Below are 18490 nucleotides of genomic sequence, written 5' to 3' on the forward strand. Positions count from 1 at the left end.
TGCGCCCCTAAGCCGGTCGATCACCGTACCGCGGAAGCCTGCCGCCACGTTTCTGTCGTTTTCAGAAGTCGTCCGCACTCGCCCCCGCGGAATTCCGGGGTAGTGCAGACGAGTTAGGCGAATTACTTCTTTAGCGCCGCGCCGCAACTATATTCATATGAGTGACGGGCCGGTCCTCAGTGCAGGCTTCAACGTCTTTACTCTGTAGCAGCGTAAAGCGCGGTCTGCGAGCATTGGGGCATGGACATCGCAGCTGTTGTAGTTTCAATTTTTGCTTTTCTAGCCGCGGCCCTGAGCGCTCTGTACGCCCGACAGCAGGTTCGCGTTGCCCAGTCAGCCTCACGCGCCCAATCGCTTCTCGCTGTCTTGGATTACCTTCAGCGGCCGGACATCCGCGATTCGAGGCGGGAGGTCCTAACTATGTTGAACACCATCCCCATCTCGGCCTGGACAGAGATGCAGCGCGCAACTGCTTCCAACGCGTCGGCTTCCTACGACCTCGTGGGAACACTGTTAAGAAGCAAGGTTGTCGACAAGGGCCCGATTATTCAGAATTATGGAGCCAGCATCATCCGGTGCCACGAAGTGTGCGCCCCCATGATTCAAGGCTTCCGCGCCAACATGCCCGATGCCCTTGCTCGGAGCTACTGGGATGACTTTGATTGGCTGGCAGACGAGGCCCGCAAGGAGTTTGGGCATAGTTCCGTCGGGCAACCGTAATGTGACCGCTGACGCACCCTTCATCACTGGCGGACCTGCCTTCGCGCCACCAAGCGGTAACGAATGCCGCCAGCAGCAACAGAGTCCGCACGTGGTGTGAACGCAAGTCCGCCAGATTTTCAATGGCCCCGTCAGGCAAGTAAGTGACTCAGTCTATCGAGGCCGCGCTCCGCCCGAGGGGCGCCGTGCAGAGGACTTCTGAAAATGACAGGTTTTCCGAGACAGGGGATCGGGTCGAGGGTGTCGCGGTGGGGGACCCTCTTACGGAACAGCTGCATCCCTGTGTCTCATAACCTCCGCGCCTCGAATCCCTTAGTTCTTGAGACCGACGTTTCAGTACAAGATTGCTTGAATACATCAGGGCTTTCCGCCCTAACGTGCTGTGGTGGCTCGCTTCAGACTTATCTAGGGTCCGGTCAGCCGGGATCGGGCCAGGGCGGAAGGAATGTCATGGATGTTCGGGTCGTGGAGTCACTGGTCATGCTGCAGATCGGGGACGGGGTCCTCACCGCCTTGTTCCCGGTGGAGCATTGCGCGAGGTGGGAGTTTGGGCCGTGGGCTCCGCTCATGGGGTGGTTCAAGAAGCGCCCGAACTTGACCCGAGCCCTTGGGGTGGCACAGGTGGCCGGTATGGTGGCGGTGTCCGCCAGCCTGTCCAAGGTCCCTGGTCCGGCCTGGAAGAAATGAATCCTGACCATTGATCCCTTTCAAAGCCCGCGGGTGATTATTTCGTACGGATCTGTTCAGGGTGAGCGCGACCCAGCTGCGGGTCGTCGTGGATGGGTCCCAAGGCCCTAGGCTATGCGCTGGCCGGGTTCAGTTGTCGGTGATGGACTCCAGCAGCCACTGTTCGGACAGCGGGTCTCGTCGCAGCTTAAAGGTCCGCAGCGCTGAGTTCGACCCGAGGCGGACCTGAACTTGCCAGTATTCGATGCTGACCAAGTCGCGGCTGCCGACGGCTGCTGAGCGGCGGGTTTCCCACCAGGCGTCTCTTCCATACCAGTGCTGGGATTCCGTGTCGGGATCGACAAGCCAGATGACTCCGTCGTGGCGGATGGCCAGTGGTTTTCCGGCCGCGTCGAGTCGGACCAGTGTGTCGTGGGTCTGCGGTGCGGTGTCGGCGATGGCGGTGCTCATGGGGTGGTGTTCTTTCGTGGTGCGGTCGTGCGGGTGGTTTAGGCGGCTTTGACGAGGGGGAGTTCGTCCCAGTGGGTGGTGTAGCGGGGGGAGATCATGTCACGTTTCATGGTCCAGTCCGGGCCGCCGCGGATACCTCCATGGCCCAGTCCGATGGAGCCGCGTCCGTAGCGGCGGGTGATGTCTTCGAGGAGTGTTCCGACGTGGCGTTCCTCGTGCGGGTTCTCAAACAGGGACAGGGGAGCCTGGTTGCCGGTGGGCCGCAGGTCGGTGACCATGATCCCGGCCCTGGCGTACCGGATGCCCTCACAAATGCGGGGCAGGAGTGCGTGCGCGGCCTTGGTCAGGATCACCGGGTCGGCGGTAGGCATCGGTAGCGGGATACAGACGGAGGGGTAGGAGGTGTCTTTCGGGTTGAAGTGGGAGGTGCCGGCGAACGCGGTGAGGACTTTGGCCTGGAGGCCGTGTTTGGCCAGCCGCGCCGAGGCCTGCTGGCCGTAGACGCTCATGACCTGCCGCATCCCGGCCGCGGTCGTGATGGGCGTGGCGAAGGAGCGGGAGAAGATGAGCTGGTCCCGGCCGATCCGTTCCTCCTCCATCGGGATGCAGGGGGTTCCCTGCAGTTCCAGGACGGTGCGCATCATGACCACGGAAAAGCGGTCCCTGATCATCACCGGATCCGCCCGGGACAGATCAAGGATGGAATGAATCCCCAGGGCGTTGAGGCGTTTGGTCAGCCGGGTGGCGACACCCCAGATCTCGATCACGGACAGGCGGCGCATCAGAGATTCCCTGTCGGCGGCGGGCACGGAGTCCCAGTGGCAGACGCCGTCGAAGGCCGGGTTGTTCTTGGCCCACTTGTTGGCCAGCTTCGCCAGGGTCTTCGTGGGCGCTATCCCGACGCAGACCGGAACGCCGACGTTCCGCCGCACGGTGGCTTTCATGGTCCGGCCCAGGGCCAGGAGTTCGTCCGCTGTGCCTTTGACGCCGAGGAACGCCTCGTCGATGCTGTAGACCTCCAGCCAGGCCGAGTACCGGCCGAGGAGTTCCATCACGCGGGCGCTGATGTCGCCGTAGAGCTCATAGTTACTCGACAAGGCCACGAGTCCCCATTCCTTCGCCCTGGGGGCGAGCTTGAACCAGGGTTCTCCCATGGGGATGCCGAGGGCTTTGGCCTCGGAGGACCGGGTGACGGCGCAGCCGTCGTTGTTGGACAGCACGATGACGGGTCGGCCCTCCAAAGACGGGTTGAACGCCCGCTCGGCCGAGGCGTAGAAGCAGTTCACATCCACGTGCGCGATCTGCGGCATGTGCCGCATGAGAGCCGGCTTAGACATGGCTTGCCCCCTGCCGGAAAAGCTCCCGTCTAACGCAATAGCGCACCTTAAACATGGTGGAGGCACCGGGTGGCGACGCCCCAGATGACCAGGTCCGACAATGAGGGAACCCGGATGTCCGGGTACACCGGGTTCTCCGCCTGCAGCACCACCCCGGTGCCCGTGATCCGCAGCCGCTTAATGGTCAGCTCCCCGTCCAGGACCGCAACGACCACGGACCCGTCCACCGGGTCCAGGGCCCGGTTCACGATCAGTTCGTCCCCGTCGCTGATCCCGGCGCCTTCCATCGAGTCCCCGGACACCCGCACGACATAGGTGCTGGTGATGTCTTTGATCAGGTGCTCGTTCAGGTCGATCCGGCCATCAAAGTAGTCCTGCGCGGGCGAGGGATACCCGGCCGCGACGGGGACCGGAGAGATCAAAACCGACAACAACGACATGCCCGCATCTATCACACGGGGACCAACGACAACGCCCACAACACACCCTTTATTCGAATATATGTTCGACACATTCAGTGTAGCCCCGGGTGCTGACATTGAGCATTCCCCACCATGTTGCATCCGATGCAGGATGCCCCAGGAGCGGTGAATCTGTGGCAGGAATCAACACAGTCATGTCGCCCCGCCCCGCAACCTCTATGAAGTCGTGAGCCCAAACCCCTCATTCCATTCAAAGACGACAGATGGAGCGCCCGATGTTGCTGGCAGCTGTGGATCCCGGAATCACCCCGAACGCCAACTTCCCCTTTCTCGAATCGCTGAAACAGATCGGCGGCGGCATCCTCGTCGGTGCCTTCATCGTGATCGCCATTGTCGCGATCATCGGCGCCGCGATGCTGCTGGCAGGCAAGTTGAGCCAATCGTCGCGCCTGGCCTCCGGCGGGGGCATGATCCTGCTCTGGACTGGACCCGTGGCCGCTATCCTGGGTGGCATTAACGGCTACATTCTTTGGTCCCAGTCGGCGTTCAATCTCGGATTCTAGGTCCGACTCATCATGCCGGTTGACTGTGATCTCAACGGATGGTGGCCGCCCGGGTGCGGTCTCGTCTCCCAAGCGAACGACGGCGTCCAGAGTTCAATCACATCGCTCTTCGCGAACATTCTCCAAAATGTCGCCTCCTGGATCTGGTCCTTCATCACTGGTGCGTTCAGCTTCTCAGACGTGGATGACTCGCAGTGGACCGCCGTCGAAGGACTCACGAGCTGGTGGGTCGTCGTCATGATGACACCCCTTGTCGTTGCCATGATCCTCCAGCTGCTGTCCGGGTTGATCAGCCAACAACCCCGCCGTCTTGTGCGGGCCCTGGTAGGCGGGGCTGCCGCTGTCCCCATGGTGGCAGGGGCGGTGTACTTGGTCCGCCAGCTCACCAAAGTCAGCGATTCGGCGTCCACGGCGCTTCTTGGCTCCCTGGGAACAGATCCCTACGTGCTGTTCATGCGGCTCTTCGGCTTCGAAAAAGCTCCGGCCGGCGCCGGCAGAGACTGGAACGTCATCTCTTTGGCTCCCGGGTCCAGTGGAGGCGCGGCCGGGGCGGTTGTCGTCACCGCCATGGCAGTCATCGTGGTCTGGGTTCTGGCGTTCATCCTGATGTGTTCAATGATCTTTCGATCTTTTGCGCTCATCGTGCTCGCCGCAGTCGCCCCGGTTGCCCTCATGCTCATGCCGTGGGAGAAGACGCAAACGTGGGCACGGCGGTGGTGCGAGATCGTCGTCGCGTTGCTTCTCGCCAAGCCGTTGGCCGCGACCGTGCTCGCGGTGGCCATCAAGCTCTTTGCCGAGTCGAAGTCGTTCGCCGGACTGGCAGCCGGCGTAGTCGGCATGGCCTTGGCGTGTGGTGCTCCGTTGATGGCGTTACGCCTTGTCAGTTTCGCCGGTGGTGAGCTTGCAGCAGCCGCGCAAACTGCGGGCGGCGGTCACGTACTTTCCCGAAGCTCTGGCTTTGCCGCCCGCCAGATCAGCCGACAGACCGGCGGCCGATTCACGCTCGCGGGCCTGGCATCGCACTCATCTGCGACCCGTCCGATCCAGTCGAGCCGACCGCAGTTTCCCACTCGCGTGCTGCCACCCCGGGCGCCACTGCCGCCATCGCAGATAGGCACGCTGTCGCCCCAGACCCCCGGGGGTAATGGCACCGCATTGATGCTCGACGCCGGCGCCACGGCTGGCGAGCGACCGTCGCCCCGGGCGCATGGAGGCCGTCACGGGCCGAATTCGACTCCGGGCGCACCGCTCAAGGGTCCGGGTATGGGTGAAACCGGCGAGCAGGCTCCGCCGCCGAGGCAGCCGGCTGATCAGGTGGCCTCTCGAACGGCACCGCCGCCGGCCTCCCCGCCGCCGGCCTCCCCACAGGGGCCTCCGGTGGCAACACCGGGCCGCCCGCCCATCCGACGGCAAGCAGTTGTCCCGCACCTGAATGACGGTGATTCCCATGTCTGAAAATTCGCGCGCCCTCGAGGCCGTTAAATTCCCCCGGTACGAGCGTCGCGGATTGTTTATGGGTTTGAAGTGGTACCAGTTGCTGCTGCTGGCGGCCGGGGTCCTTGTAGCCAGTACGGCATCGGCACTTCGCGGACCAGTTGGCCTCTTCGCATCGGGACCAATCTGGCTGTCGCTCATCCTGCTCGGGTTGCTCCAGTATTCGAGGATTCCCTACCCGGTCTGGGCAGGGCATGCAGCCCTGTTCTTGTACCGGTTGGCCACCAAGCAGACACGCTTCCTGGTCAGGCCGGAGCGCCCGGCCTTGACGGGGCGCCTGGCGCTGCCGGGCGGATTGGGGAATCTGGAACTGCGTCGGACCTCAACCGGTGAGTCGTTCATCGTGGACGCCCGAGGCAGGGAGGCGATCGCCGTGCTGCGCTGCAGCACCAGATCATTCGCGCTCCTGGACTCTGACGACAAGGCCTGGGCGGTTCAGGCCTGGTCAAGGGTGCAGGCAGGCATGGCACAGCGCAGCAGCGTCGCCAGAATCGCCGTCCAGGATTACACCGTCCCGTATCCCTCGTCGGCTTTGCGCGACTTCTACGAACGCACAGTCCCGCAGCATGCAAGCACCCCTAAAGAACTCACCTGGGGTCAGCGCGCCTACGAGGACCTGATCGCTGCGGCCGGATCGGCGATGAGCCACGACCTCTTGGTCGCACTCGTGGTGGATACCGCCAAGGCCCGACGCCGAATCAAGGAGTCCGGCGGGGGACTGGTCGGCGTTGAGCAGGTGCTGCGGCTGGAGGTTGAGGCTATGACCACCGCGTTGGGCACTCACAATGTCAGGGTGGAGGAATGGCTTCCGGAAGCGGGTCTCCTCGACGTCGTCCGGGGCGCCTTCGATCCGGCCGCCCCGGCAACCCCGGCACGGCAGCCCGTAGACTCCACGACGGCGCCCCAGAACGATACAGAATCCCAGGCGCCCGGCGCCACTGCCGGGCCAATGGCGGTCGATGAGCACTGGACTTATGTGCGGACTGACTCCGGTTTTCATCAAACGTTCTGGATCGCCGAATGGCCGCGGCAGAGGGTCATTCCGGGCTTCCTCCACCCCTTGATCTATGTCGGCGATTTCCGCCATACGGTCACCGAGGTGATCCGCGCCGTGCCAACAACGGAAGCGCTGCGGGACATTCGCTCCGCCCAGGAAGCCCACGAAACGCGTCGGCGGATCAACACGCGCTTCGACAGGCCGCTCACCAGGGAGCAACGGGCAGAGGAAGAAGAAGTGACCCAGCGGGAGGAAGAGATCGTCGCCGGTCACGGAGACGTGCGGCCGGCCGCGTACGTGACCATCACGGCAGGCACCCTCCAAGACTTAGCTCGACACAGGCAGGAGCTCGAGTCTGCGGCGGCGGGAGCCTTCGTCGAACTGCGGTTGCTGGCCGGTCAGCAATGGGCTGCCTTTGTCGCCGGTGCGCTCCCGTTTGGACGGGGACTACGGTGAAGAGGCCATCCCAAACGGTGCACTATGTGCCGGCGGGTGGGAACCGCCAGGAGCGGAAGGAACGACGCCGACAGGACACCGACACTCACAGCCAACCGTGGGAGTCCGCGCTCCGCAGCTTGGGAGAGACGGTCGGCGCCGGACTCGACGGAAGAGAGCACGGCGGGGACTGGGGGGACCGGGAAACGAATTCTTTGCGCGGCCCGCACCGCCTGCGCCCGGCTCCGCACCGGGCGTCCACCATGACCTTCGCCGCTGCATACCCGTTTATCACCGAATCGGGCCTGGGCCACGAGGGGACGTACATTGGCACGGACGTGTTCGGCTCCGGTGCCTTCTCCTACGATCCGTGGATTCTCTATGACAAAGGTGTCATCAGCGGCCCGTCGATCGTCGTTATCGGCACCGTGGGGACTGGGAAGTCCATGTGCGGGAAATCCTTGGTGGCCCGGTCGATCACGCTGGGTCGGAAGGCCGCCGTCGCCTCTGACCCTAAGGGGGAGTGGGTCGCCGTCGCGAACGCCGTCGGCGGGAAGGTCATTTCTGTGGGCCCCGGCCGCGCGGCCCGGGTCAATCCGCTCGACGCCGGTCCGCGGTCCAGTGCGCTGAGCGAGGCGCAGTGGCAGGCCGTGGTCCGCCAGCGGCGACGCTATCTGCTGGTGGCCCTGGTGTCCCTCATGCGGCAGGGGATGCCGCTGCATCCGGTCGAGCACACAGCTCTGGACATGGCGCTCATGGAAACCGTGGCCCAGAACTCGAATCCCACGCTGCCGATGGTCCTGGACCACCTGCTTAACCCGTCAAGGGAAACTATCGGGCTGGTCGGCAAGGACGGGGGACAGGCAGTCAGCCACTCCCTGCGGCGCACCGTGTCCGGCGACTTGGAGGGAATGTTCGATGCGCCCTCCACCGTCTCCTTCGATGCTGATGCGCCCATGATGGTGATGGACACTTCCGCGCTGATCGGTGCCTCGGAGCAGGCACTGTCCCTCGCCGCGGCGTGCGGTGCCACCTGGCTGGAAGCGGCCGTGACAAATCCCGACGGCGGCAAACGGCTGGTGGTCTACGACGAAGGCTGGCGCATGCTGGCGGACCCCTACATGCTCGCCAAAATGAGCGAGCAATGGCGGTTGGCCCGTACCTACGGCATCGCGAATCTGCTCATCATGCACAAGGTGGCCGATCTCAATGAAATCGGCGACAGCACCAGCGGGCACCGCCAAAAGGCACTCGGCCTGCTCACAGAAGCCGACACCAGGATCATTTACCGGCAAAAGCACGACGCAATGCGCCTGACCAAGGAGGCGCTGGGTCTTTCGGAGGCCGAATGCGAGCATGTGGAGAACCTCCCCAAGGGCGTCGGGCTCTGGAAAGTCGGGAACCGTTCCTTCATCGTCGCCAACCGGGTCACCACCGATGAGCTCGCGGTCTTCGGCACCGATGACCGGATGGTCTGACAGCCACCATGAACCGGCGGGCGGGAGACAGTACTCCACTCGTGACGGCCGGGCTGATCGTGACCGCCGGCTACGTTGGCTTGTGCGTCCTCATCCAGAGCGCAGCACATCTTCAGATGCTCTGGCGCTGCGGCGGCAGTCCACCACCGCAGTTCAACCCGGCCGCCGTCGTCGGGCTCGTTGTTGGCCGGGCTGATTGGATTCTTGGTCAACCAGAAGGGTGCGACGTCAGCGCCGGCGCCGTCTGGTGGGTGGTCGGCCCGGTGCTTCTCCTGGTGGCGGCGCTCGCCGTCGGGTCCGTCCTGGCATGGCGGAGGTGGAAGCAATCAGGTGCGTGGCTGCGCCAGGACATCCTGAACCGTGAGGGTATCGCCCGGCGCTCCGAAATCCTCCACGACTTCGGAGCCAGAGCCGTCCGAAGGCGAGGAAAATTCACACGGCCAGGCTTGGAAAAACCCCGGATCGAGGACGTTGCCTGGACGCTGGGCCGATCCCGCGGCGTCACGATCCACGTCTCCACCGAGGAATCCATGGTCGTCCAAGGCGCGCCGCGCTCCGGCAAGGGCCTCTACGTGGTCATCAATGCGATCCTCGACGCGCCGGGCGCCGTAGTCACCACGTCCACCCGCGCCGACAACCTGGTGGTCACCATGAAGGCCCGCGCCACGGGCAGCAGACCCGTAACAGTGTTCGATCCGCAGGGAATGTCCGGGCTGCCGTCAACGCTCCGCTGGTCTCCCGTCCGTGGCTGCAAGGACCCGGACATCGCCACCCGCCGCGCGCTCGTCATTACCGCCGACACCGAGATGAAAGGCGAAAATGCGGCCTGGCAGAAGCGCTCTCTGATTATCCTGCAATGCCTCCTGCACGCCGCGGCACTGTCCGGGGAAGGAGTCCGCGCGTTTCGCCGTTGGTCCTCGAGCCCTGTCCTGGCGCGTGAGGCGTTGGAGGTACTCAGCCGGCCCGAAGCGGCGCTGGGATGGCAGGCCGATCTCATGGGCATCCTTGAGGATGACCCTAGGAATACGTCCAACTCCTGGATCGGTGTATCCGCTGCAGTCGCGCCGCTGTCATCGCCGAAAGTGCTCGCCGCCTTGGACCCGTTGGACGAATCCGAGGAATTCGATCCCAAAACATTCATCCGGGACTGCGGGACCCTGTATCTGATCGGCACCCGCGCCGGAGCCGCCGCAGCTGGTCCGTACCTTTCGGCCTTGATCGACGACATCGACAATGCTGCCCGCGAGATGGCCTTTATCGCCCCTGGTGGCAGGTTGGATCCCCCGCTGTCCCTCATCCTGGATGAGATTGCGAACCTGGCACCGTGGCCGGGCTTGCCGATCGCCCTCTCTGACGGCGGCGGCATCGGCATTTCCACTCTTGTGGTCTTGCAGTCCCTGTCCCAGGCGCGGACGGGATGGTCTATCGATGAGGCCGCCACCATTTGGGACTCGGCCATCATCAAGGTGATCTTCGGCGGCGGCTCTGACGAGCGTGACCTCCGTTCGCTGACCGGGCTGCTGGGGGAGAGGAGCCTGATCCTGAACACCCGTTCCTGGTCTGCACAGGGCCGCCAGGACGGTGAGCAGATCAGGGAGAGCCCAGTCCTGGCGCTGCACGAGATCCGGCGTCTGCCCACCGGCACGGCCCTCATGCTGGGGCGGCGAACCCGTCCCATCCTGTTGGACTTGCGCGAATGGCACAAGCGCAAGGACGCGGCCGAACTTGGCCGGTCGAAGCTGGAGCTTGAACAAGCCCTGGCAGACGGGCATCGCCTGCAGCAGCAAACAGCCGTGGAGGTGACCGATGGCGAGCCGGGATGACATCGAATGCTTTGAGATCCCCTCAACAGGAGGAGAGGACGACGACCTGACGGCCGAGCTGTTCCGATCCGCATTCCGACCGCCCGGGAGGGTGACCGGCGTGACATACCGTTGGCGGGAAATGACGGCTGCGCAGGCAGGGACCGTGTGGGGCGACCTGGCGGTGTGGGTCAGATGGCTGGTCGCCACGTACCAGCTGTCGACGTCGGTGGTTCCGGATTGCTGGTGGCGACACACCGAGATCGTTGCCGAGCTGTACGCGCTGCATCGGGCGGAATTGGCTTCCTATGCCACCGATGATCCCGGTTTCGGGCCGCTCGCCTTTCACGAGCGGCTACCGCACGCCGTCGAGCGTCTGCGGACCCATACCCGGACGGCCGGCTGTGTGGGCCTGCAATCGCACAAGGAGCCCGCGTTGAGGATCCTGCGGTTGGATGCGCCGGGCTTCGTTGACTGGCAGGCGGCGACCCACCAGGTCGGAGACGAGTTCTGAAGTCATGCTGTTTGCGTCTCTCAGGACATGAATGGGTATCCGCTGGGTGTTCCCGGCGGGAACCCGAGAAGCATGGAGGGCGGCTGTCGTGGCCCCTGAACCTGATCACACATCCAGCGATGTGGCGGCAGATAGCGCGTTCAACGCTAGCGATACCGGTCATGAGCGCATGACACCTGAAGAACGCATCGCTGCGTTAACGGATGGTCTCCATAGGATCTTGGAGAAAGCCGTTGAATCTCCGTCGCACTGGCAGGTGCTGCTGGACGCCTCGGCAACATTGTGGCGTTACTCGGGCGGCAACATTGCCCTCCTCATGATGCAGATGGCCCAGCGCGGCACCGAAGAACCCACCCTGGTGGTCGGCTACAAGGAATGGGCTCGCCACGGCCGCATCGTGTCGCGGGGTGAGCATGCACTCTGGGTGATCGCGCCCCGCACGGCCAGGGTCCAGCAGGTGACACTTCCCGACGGTACCCGGCAGCGCGTCCCGGCGGGGAATCATTTGCCGCACGGTGCCGTCGACGATGGGAAGAAAACCATTATCACCGGCTGGCGAGGACAGGCAGTCTTTGACGTCTCGCAGACGCAGGGGACACCGCTGTTGGTGCCTCGCGGCGGTGCCGGCTCTGGCGTGGACGCAGCTGAGCTGTGGCGATCCCTGGCGGCCGTCGCCGGCAGACACGGGTTCGACGTCGACGTGACGGACGCCCAATATGGGCTGACAAGCGGCTTTACGGACTTCGCCGGACACCGGGTCCAGGTTGGTGCTTGGCTGGGCACGGAAGAGCGCACCGCGGTTCTTGCTCACGAGCTTGGGCATGTGCTGCTCCATGGTCCGGACGACGAGATCGGCCGGCTCTACGGCAGCAGCGCGGACCACCGGGGGCTGGCTGAAGTCGAGGCTGAATCCGTCGCCTATACCGTGCTCAGGGCCCACGGGATCGACCGCGGCCCGCAATCCGCCACCTACCTGGCCGGATGGGCTGACGCCGTCATTGAGGCAGAGAACGATGCGATGGTCCGCGACGTCGGCAGCAAGCTACCCGGGTCCCGTGCGGACATTGCCAAGTCAGTGTTGGGCCGCGTCACCGCTGCCAGCAAGGGGATTCTTGAAATCACCCATCCGCCGGGATTTGGCGGCAAGATCTCCGAAGTTGAGGCGGATCCGCGCGTGAACCCCGGCGCGTCCTACATGGGCGTGGAACGGCCCGTGCGTTCTGTGGACGGACCCGTAATAGCCGGGCCGTAAAGACCGCCGCACCAAATCTGTCCGGCGGGAGAGTCCCGACGGCAACTGAAAGGACAAGAAAATGAGCACCAAGATCCCGGTTAGCATAGCGGGCAATCTCGTCGCCGATCCCGAACTGAGTATCGGTGAAAGCGGCGTGGCCCACGCTAAGCTTCGTGTCGCCGTGAACCAGCGAGTCCAGGGGGCAGACGGCACATGGCACGATGGAGAACCCGTCTTCCATAATGTATCCGCGTTCCGCGCGTTGGCCGAAAACGCGGCGACTTCACTGAAGAAGGGCGACCCGGTCACTGTCGCGGGGGATCTGGAATTCCGCTCGTACGAAAAGGACGGCGAACGCCGCGAAGCCCGGCGTATCGTGGCCGACACGATCGGGCCGGACCTTCGCTTCGGCACCTCGGTCTACCAGCGCATGTCGCATGCGCCCGATGCTGAAGTGCGTGCAGGCCTTGAGGCGCCCGTCGTGGCCGAGGGTGCCACGCAGGCCTACAACGTCACCTCGAAAGGTCCGGTGGTGGTGCCCCCTTTCGGGAGCGTGGCGGGGAATGAGCTGAGCTGCTGAAGAGCTCAAGTGTCCGTCCCGGGCGCGGGCGTGAGTGCTGCCTAAGCGGGTTGGTGAGCACACCAACCCCCTTTCCCATGCGGCGATCGCCAGAGTGCCTCGGCCACTTCGCCTGAGAAAGTTCACTCTCGCAGCGCGACTGTCGTCGTCGCCGAGGGTACGTGCACGCCAACTCTACCGACGACGGCGCATGTCCGAAAAAGCGTGCACGTTCGTCGAATGGGATCTCCCGACCGCGCGGCGCCGCTACTCGAAGGAGAAGGCGCGTGGTAGATTCTCCGATCGGCACTGGCGGGACCGCCGCCGTGTCTTGACAGATGGATTCGATAACTTCAGGCGTAGTGGCGTCAGTGGGGATGGGGCAGACACATGGATCGAAACGAGAAGAGACGGCTTCGGGACTCCATAGGGCAGCACCTGGACGTATCCAAAACTCGCCTCACGGACGAGGAAGCGAATGTCCTAAGCGACTTCATTGACAACTACGACTCGACGTACAAGGGCAAGACTGACACCAGAAGCAGGACTTACGACGGGTGGAGTTCGGACGGCAAGTACACTCGCCGGGAGAGTCGCACCGAAACCTTCACTGACGACATCGGTATCCGCGAAGAATACGAGTACCACGATGACGACGGTCAGACTGGCCATTACACCAAAGAGATCAAAGACGCCCGAGACATCCTCAACAAACTGAAGGGCTGGCGAAATGTCTGACGAACACGCCCAGCACGACGTGTCCGGGACTGATGAGGCACCCAAGGCCGCGACGACACTAGAGGCTTCGGACGGAGTGGAACCCTACGACAAGGAGCAGCTCCAAAAAGCGCTCGACGAGCTGCCCCCTGGAGTGCGCATCGAAAATGCCATTGCCCAGTTGGCGGAGGCCGCCCACTCCGTTTCGTTTGCGAAGATAGCGGCGCCCCGGCTCCGAGCCGTCAGCAGACAGGCTGGAAACAACCCGCTCAGTGCTGGCTTAGACCACCTCGTTGTCAGTGTGCTTCAAAAGGCGGTTGTAGACACGGCATCGCTGTTCGATCAGACCGGCGACGGCTCGAATTCGCTTCACAACGCTTTGGCGATGGTCCGCCGACAACTCAAAGCCAGTCCTAAGTCTCCGGAACGCGACGCCGCCCTTGCCCTCGTGACTGAGATCCAGCAGGGCGGTATTGAGAACAAGACTCCGGAACTCAAGTATGTCCAATACATGCGGAACAAGTGGGCAGCGCATTCGTCGATGGACATTTTCGTTGACCCTTGGAAGCCGGGCAAATCGGTAGATTTCGACAAACTCGAGCTGGCGGTTCAGCAGATGCAGAACCACTTCGTTGAGCTGGCCATCCTGATCCAACAGGTTCCTGCACTCGAGGGCATGGAGCGAGAGAGTCGCCGAATCGATGAAGATACTGTGCGAATGGGGCTCGCCTGGCACGGTTTCGGCCGGCAGGCGGTGACAATGATGGGGGATCTAGCGGGGAACTCTGCACGTCTGCTGATGGATCGCATAGAGCCTGCGCTGCTGCCGGTAGAACGTCAGTCTTAGAAAGTCTTCTAAGCTGCTTCGGTCCCTTCCGTGCAGGGGCAGCATAGGGCCGTAAGGCGCCAAGAGGGGCGGTGACCGATGAGTCAGCGTCGGCACCGGAGATAGTGTTGGATTGCCGCAAGGCAGGCTCCGGATTGGGGATACGGTGGCGACGTACGCGGTGGGCGAGTTCCGCTTCAAGAAGAAGGGTGCCGTCAGTGAGCTCCTCAGTTCAGTTTTGGAGCACCTGGAAGTCGGCGAAAGGGTCACGGACCCCTTCGTATCGGATCTGCCAACTGCCTTAGCCAGGGAACATCCTGAGGCGGCGGACAAGATTGGCGAGGGCATTGGGTGCTGGGTTGTTGCCTCGAACAAGGATCTGGGATATGCCTCCAAGGGCCTCCGTGCGAAGCAACGAGGGCGGGACGAGCTGGTCCTCTTTAGCTACAAGGACGTCTTGACGCCGCCGAAGCGACGAGCCCTAGTGGCGGAAGCTCTGACCCAAGAGGCGCTCCCTTGCGAAGCGGTGTGCACGATGCTCCGATGAGCTACCCCCGGGCGTCCCGTTCAGTATCGCCTCCCACGTACTGACGCCCCGGATCGTCAGCGACCGGGTCAACTCGGTGCGGAACGACGGCCCCGAACTGGTGGAGCCGGCTGACGCCAAGGGCGGCGTCCTCCGTCTTTGGGCGGGCCCGTCCGGGGCCGCTGACGCCGGCGCAGGAGGCTCGGGCACGCAAACCGGATGCTCGGGGATAGAGTGTCAGTCGATGAGCCTTACATCGCTTCTACAGGACCCGCAGTCGCCAGAGCGTGCTTACCTGGACCACATATCTCCGCTCCTTGAGGCTTCCAGCGGGCGAAGCGACGGCTCCCGTGCGGCCGCGGACGCCCTGGGCCTGACACAACTCGCCAGGAGTAGGACAGTGGTGTCTCCGTTCCAAGGGGCGGACGGCCGACTGGCCGGCACCGCTTTCGACTTTCGCGCGCGGATCGAGTTAGGCGGATTTGACCCACTCCATTCTGTGGCGGCTGCCGGCGTCGGCTTGCTGGCTACCCTGGTTCCTTCGGTCGAGAACGGCTCCCACCGCACACGGATCCTCGCTGAAGCCTTCGACGTGGCCATCAAGCTGCTGCAGGAACCGTACTCTGACTCGGGACTCGACAGGGCGGCACTTCTGCTGGCCTACTGCGAGCAGGTGGCGCGGAAGGGCGCCGTGGTGATGAACGGTTCATTGGGAACGATCTGCGACCAGGCAGCGGACGGACAATCATTCGCCGATCGGATTGATCCGCGGACGCTGGGAAACATCAGATCGTTGATGTCGTCAAGCGCTGATCAGCTGGAAGCCTGGCAGGAGCAGATCGCCATTGGAGTCCGCTACGAACCAAATCCGGGCTTCGCCGGTTCTGTATTCGTCGGGGGAGCCGACGCTGACTGGATGATCGGGGAGACCCTCATCGACTGCAAGGTCTACAGCACGTTGACGGTCAGCAAGCTCAGGGACTTCCTGCGTCAACTGCTCGGCTACGTCATGCTCGACTCCGATGACAGCCTCGGAATCCGCCGGGTCGGCATTTGGCTCCCACGCCAGCGGCTGATGCCAAGCTGGAGCCTTACCCATCTCCTTGGCGGGAAGGCAGAAGAACTGCTGCCATCCCTGCGGGAGGAGTTCATCAAGGCGACCGCAAAGACGCAGCTTGCCCGGCAGGCGCCGATACCGGAGAGGCGCAGGCATCAACTTCTCGCCGACAACCGGTACACGTCGTTCGAGAGGTTGGCCGACCTCGCCGAGAGTGAGGACCCCGACATCCGTCGCCGCGTGGGACGGAATGAGTCGACACCTGAACCCACCGTTCGGATGTTGGCAGGCGATGCCCGCTGGCAGGTTCGTCAGGGGATCGCCACCAACAGGAAGGCACCCGAGGACGTACTGAAGGCCCTGGCACGCGATCGAAGCGTTGCGGTCAGGCGGGCCGCTGCGGCCAATCCGTGCACTCCACGGCCGCAGTTGAAAGCGGTGACCGCCGACATCAGCGGCAACGGCGACCAGGATGCTAAGGCGGCCGATGGCGGACGCGCCTTGGCCGCGCGGGCAACGGCAGAGGCCAATTGGGGCACTGCGCTCGACCAGAACAGGGCTCACATCAGCTGCGATCGGGACGAATCAGCACTGGAAACGACATGGTTCTGGGACTTTCTCCAAATGGTCGGGGGCCACGGCCAACTATCGATTCCCCGGGCGAGCTATCGCTGGGGCTGGGAGGCTGGGCGGAAGCTTGGCGTCGAGGAGTGGATGTGGACGGGTCTCCCGGATGACGTCTTGACCGATCTGATCGGTGCGAACCGCCCCGCGTGGGTACGGAGGGAGGCAGCAAGGAAGCTGCCCATCTCGGACGCGGACGTGCGTACAAGCCTGCTCAGCGACCTTGATCCTGAGATTCGCTGGCTCACACTGGAACGTTCGGTCCGGCACCAGGGCGACGACCTCACTGCCTTCCTTGCCGACCTCGCAGCATCACGGGAAGCGAGACTGCGATTCCGCACCGCCGGTTCGGGCGCCCGACGCGAGTGGCGGTACACCGCTGCTGATTACGAGCGTCAAACACTCCGCGTCATTGCAGCCCACCCGTCGACCCCCTACGGCACACTACTAGCTCTAACGGACTCCCCACCCGAGGTGCTGGCCAGTCTGGTCGAGAACCCGACCCTGAAAGCTGAAGACCGCGCGCGCCTCGTCCAGTTGCTGCAGGCCAGCAGGTCCGTGACAGTTCGCGAGATGCTTGCGTCACTGGGATCCGCGCCGGAGACCACCTTGATCGAATTGGCATCGGATAGAGACGCCAGGGTCCGGGCAGCAGTCGCAAGACATCACGCGACACCGCCGTCCACCCTCACCCGTTTGGCAGGGGACTCTCATCGCGCGGTGCAAACGTCAGTGCTGGAAAACCCGAACAGCCCCTCCGAGCTGGCGAAATCCATCGCCGAATCCCTGCTGCTCGCCGACACCGATGAGGACCTGCTCGAAGTGCTCGGGCTGATGAAGAGGTGGCCGGACATCGATGTGCCGCCCAGGGTTGTTGAAGGCGCCCTTGACCGGTTATCGAAGAGCCGACGGCGGGACCCTGACATGCGTCTCGTGGTCGCTGGCGACGAACGCAGCGGCGAGAAAACTTTGTCACGCCTTGGCCGTAGCGCCGATGACGATATACGCCGGGAAGTCGCCTCGAACCCCCGCACCTCAGATGCCGTCATGGAACAGCTAGCCGGAGATCCCGAACCCAGCGTTCGAGCATCAGTAGCTGCCAACCCTCGTGCACCGGCAACGATTCTCGAACGGCTCTCCCACGATCAGGAACTTCTTGTCCGGGCCGGGGCGGCCGGGAACCCGAGGCTGCCACAGAGGATCCTGTTAGCTCTGCTCATCGACTCTGAATCGCGCGTACGGTCAGTAGCTCTGAAGAACCCTGCGGCGCCGGAGGAGCTCGTTCGGGAAGCAGAAGCCGAACTGGCATTGACTCGGCAACGGACTGGACCCGACCGTGCGGCTCTGGAACGGATGGTCGCGGATAAGAGCGCGAAGGTGCGCACGGAAGTCGCCTTCAGTCCAGCCGCTGACGCCGACCTGCTGAGAATGCTTGGTGGTGAACGACCCAGCACGCAAGTGCACCGGGCCGTGGCCGCCAACCCGAATACTCCTTCCGCGGTCCTTCGCTCACTTGCCGGCCACAACGACACGCAGGTCCGCCAGGCAGTCGCCTTCAACAGCGCAACACCACCCGATTTGCTCATAGAACTCGCCGGTCGAAGTATCGACCTGGCAGTTCTCGTCGCCATGAACCCCGACGTCCCACGGGAAGTCCTTGGCGCCCTGGGCCGGGACAGCAGCCCACTCGTCCGCTTCGTCGCCAAGGGCTATTTGCGGTCCCGCGGTGTCCTAAGCAGCGGAACTACCCCGACGGGGCCGGCCGGAAGCTGCGGAGCACGTCTGCCCGACAACGGGGGACCTCCGGACGATCCCGATTCGTTCCCTGGAAGGATCCACACATCGGATGGCCACCGAGGCTGCCCTTCGGGGTGTTGTGCTGGATAGTGCAGTGCTGGAAAGAAGGTCAACCTTCTTACGTCTTGGAGCGGATCCGGAGCTGATGGTCCGGGCTGGACGGCAGTCCTGATGAATCGGACGTGGTGGAAGAGCTCCTCCTCTTGTTGGCCGAAGAAGTTCTCCATCAGCGCGTTGTCGCAGCAGTTGCC

General features: G+C 63.7%; 17 protein-coding genes. 14 read left to right on the plus strand and 3 right to left on the minus strand.

Going from position 1 to position 18490, the window contains the following annotated elements; all coding sequences use genetic code 11:
- The first annotated feature begins 240 nt into the window (after nt 1-240).
- Nucleotides 241-720, plus strand: a complete 480-nt coding sequence (locus MOD31_RS18545; RefSeq protein ID WP_250821331.1) for a hypothetical protein — start codon at nt 241-243, stop codon at nt 718-720.
- Nucleotides 721-1170: 450 nt separating this feature from the next.
- Nucleotides 1171-1407, plus strand: a complete 237-nt coding sequence (locus MOD31_RS18550) for a hypothetical protein (protein ID WP_250821332.1) — start codon at nt 1171-1173, stop codon at nt 1405-1407.
- Nucleotides 1408-1536: 129 nt separating this feature from the next.
- Here the strand turns inward: MOD31_RS18550 and MOD31_RS18555 are convergent, their stop codons facing one another.
- Genes MOD31_RS18555 through MOD31_RS18565 form a run of 3 tightly spaced genes read right to left on the minus strand, consistent with a single transcriptional unit; the run spans nt 1537 to nt 3673 of the window.
- Nucleotides 1537-1857: a hypothetical protein gene (locus MOD31_RS18555; RefSeq protein ID WP_250821333.1), complete on the minus strand. Its 321-nt coding sequence runs from the start codon at nt 1855-1857 to the stop codon at nt 1537-1539.
- Nucleotides 1858-1895: 38 nt separating this feature from the next.
- A complete protein-coding gene (locus tag MOD31_RS18560; protein WP_250821334.1) occupies nt 1896-3194 on the minus strand; it encodes a Y-family DNA polymerase in 1299 nt (432 codons plus the stop codon).
- Between the two features lie 47 nt (nt 3195-3241).
- Nucleotides 3242-3673 (minus strand): translesion error-prone DNA polymerase V autoproteolytic subunit, encoded by a 432-nt coding sequence (locus tag MOD31_RS18565; protein WP_250821335.1) that lies wholly within the window; start codon nt 3671-3673, stop codon nt 3242-3244.
- A gap of 218 nt (nt 3674-3891) precedes the next feature.
- Here MOD31_RS18565 and MOD31_RS18570 point away from each other — a divergent pair, with 218 nt between their 5' ends.
- From MOD31_RS18570 to MOD31_RS18625, 12 genes are all read left to right on the plus strand, one after another.
- Nucleotides 3892-4179, plus strand: coding sequence for a hypothetical protein (locus MOD31_RS18570; RefSeq protein WP_250821336.1), 288 nt, complete (start codon nt 3892-3894; stop codon nt 4177-4179).
- A 12-nt stretch (nt 4180-4191) separates the two neighbouring features.
- Entirely contained in the window at nt 4192-5634 is a 1443-nt protein-coding gene (locus tag MOD31_RS18575) for a type IV secretion system protein (protein ID WP_250821337.1), read from the plus strand.
- The gene (locus MOD31_RS18580; RefSeq protein ID WP_250821338.1) at nt 5627-7126 is read left to right on the plus strand and encodes an SCO6880 family protein; all 1500 of its coding nucleotides are present in this window, start codon (nt 5627-5629) and stop codon (nt 7124-7126) included. The genes MOD31_RS18575 and MOD31_RS18580 overlap by 8 nt, the downstream gene beginning before the upstream one ends.
- A gap of 242 nt (nt 7127-7368) precedes the next feature.
- The gene (locus MOD31_RS18585; protein ID WP_250821339.1) at nt 7369-8583 is read left to right on the plus strand and encodes an ATP-binding protein; all 1215 of its coding nucleotides are present in this window, start codon (nt 7369-7371) and stop codon (nt 8581-8583) included.
- A 41-nt stretch (nt 8584-8624) separates the two neighbouring features.
- Nucleotides 8625-10406, plus strand: coding sequence for a type IV secretory system conjugative DNA transfer family protein (locus MOD31_RS18590; protein WP_250821340.1), 1782 nt, complete (start codon nt 8625-8627; stop codon nt 10404-10406).
- A complete protein-coding gene (locus MOD31_RS18595) occupies nt 10390-10899 on the plus strand; it encodes a hypothetical protein (RefSeq protein ID WP_250821341.1) in 510 nt (169 codons plus the stop codon). Before MOD31_RS18590 ends, MOD31_RS18595 begins: the two co-directional genes overlap by 17 nt.
- Nucleotides 10900-10987: 88 nt before the next feature.
- Nucleotides 10988-12151, plus strand: coding sequence for an ArdC-like ssDNA-binding domain-containing protein (locus MOD31_RS18600; protein WP_250821342.1), 1164 nt, complete (start codon nt 10988-10990; stop codon nt 12149-12151).
- Nucleotides 12152-12212: 61 nt separating this feature from the next.
- Nucleotides 12213-12713, plus strand: coding sequence for a single-stranded DNA-binding protein (locus MOD31_RS18605; protein WP_250821343.1), 501 nt, complete (start codon nt 12213-12215; stop codon nt 12711-12713).
- Between the two features lie 369 nt (nt 12714-13082).
- On the plus strand, nt 13083-13430 hold the full coding sequence (locus MOD31_RS18610) for a hypothetical protein (RefSeq protein WP_250821344.1): 348 nt from the start codon (nt 13083-13085) through the stop codon (nt 13428-13430).
- Nucleotides 13423-14256 carry a hypothetical protein gene (locus tag MOD31_RS18615; RefSeq protein WP_250821345.1) on the plus strand — a complete coding sequence of 278 codons (834 nt, stop codon included), beginning with the start codon at nt 13423-13425 and terminating at the stop codon, nt 14254-14256. Before MOD31_RS18610 ends, MOD31_RS18615 begins: the two co-directional genes overlap by 8 nt.
- Nucleotides 14257-14401: 145 nt before the next feature.
- Complete coding sequence (locus MOD31_RS18620; protein WP_250821346.1) at nt 14402-14782, plus strand: hypothetical protein; 381 nt, start codon at nt 14402-14404, stop codon at nt 14780-14782.
- A 223-nt stretch (nt 14783-15005) separates the two neighbouring features.
- Nucleotides 15006-18329: a hypothetical protein gene (locus MOD31_RS18625; RefSeq protein ID WP_250821347.1), complete on the plus strand. Its 3324-nt coding sequence runs from the start codon at nt 15006-15008 to the stop codon at nt 18327-18329.
- The last annotated feature ends 161 nt before the right edge of the window (nt 18330-18490 follow it).

The organism is Paenarthrobacter sp. TYUT067 (genome assembly GCF_023656375.1).
Classification (GTDB): Bacteria; Actinomycetota; Actinomycetes; order Actinomycetales; family Micrococcaceae; genus Arthrobacter.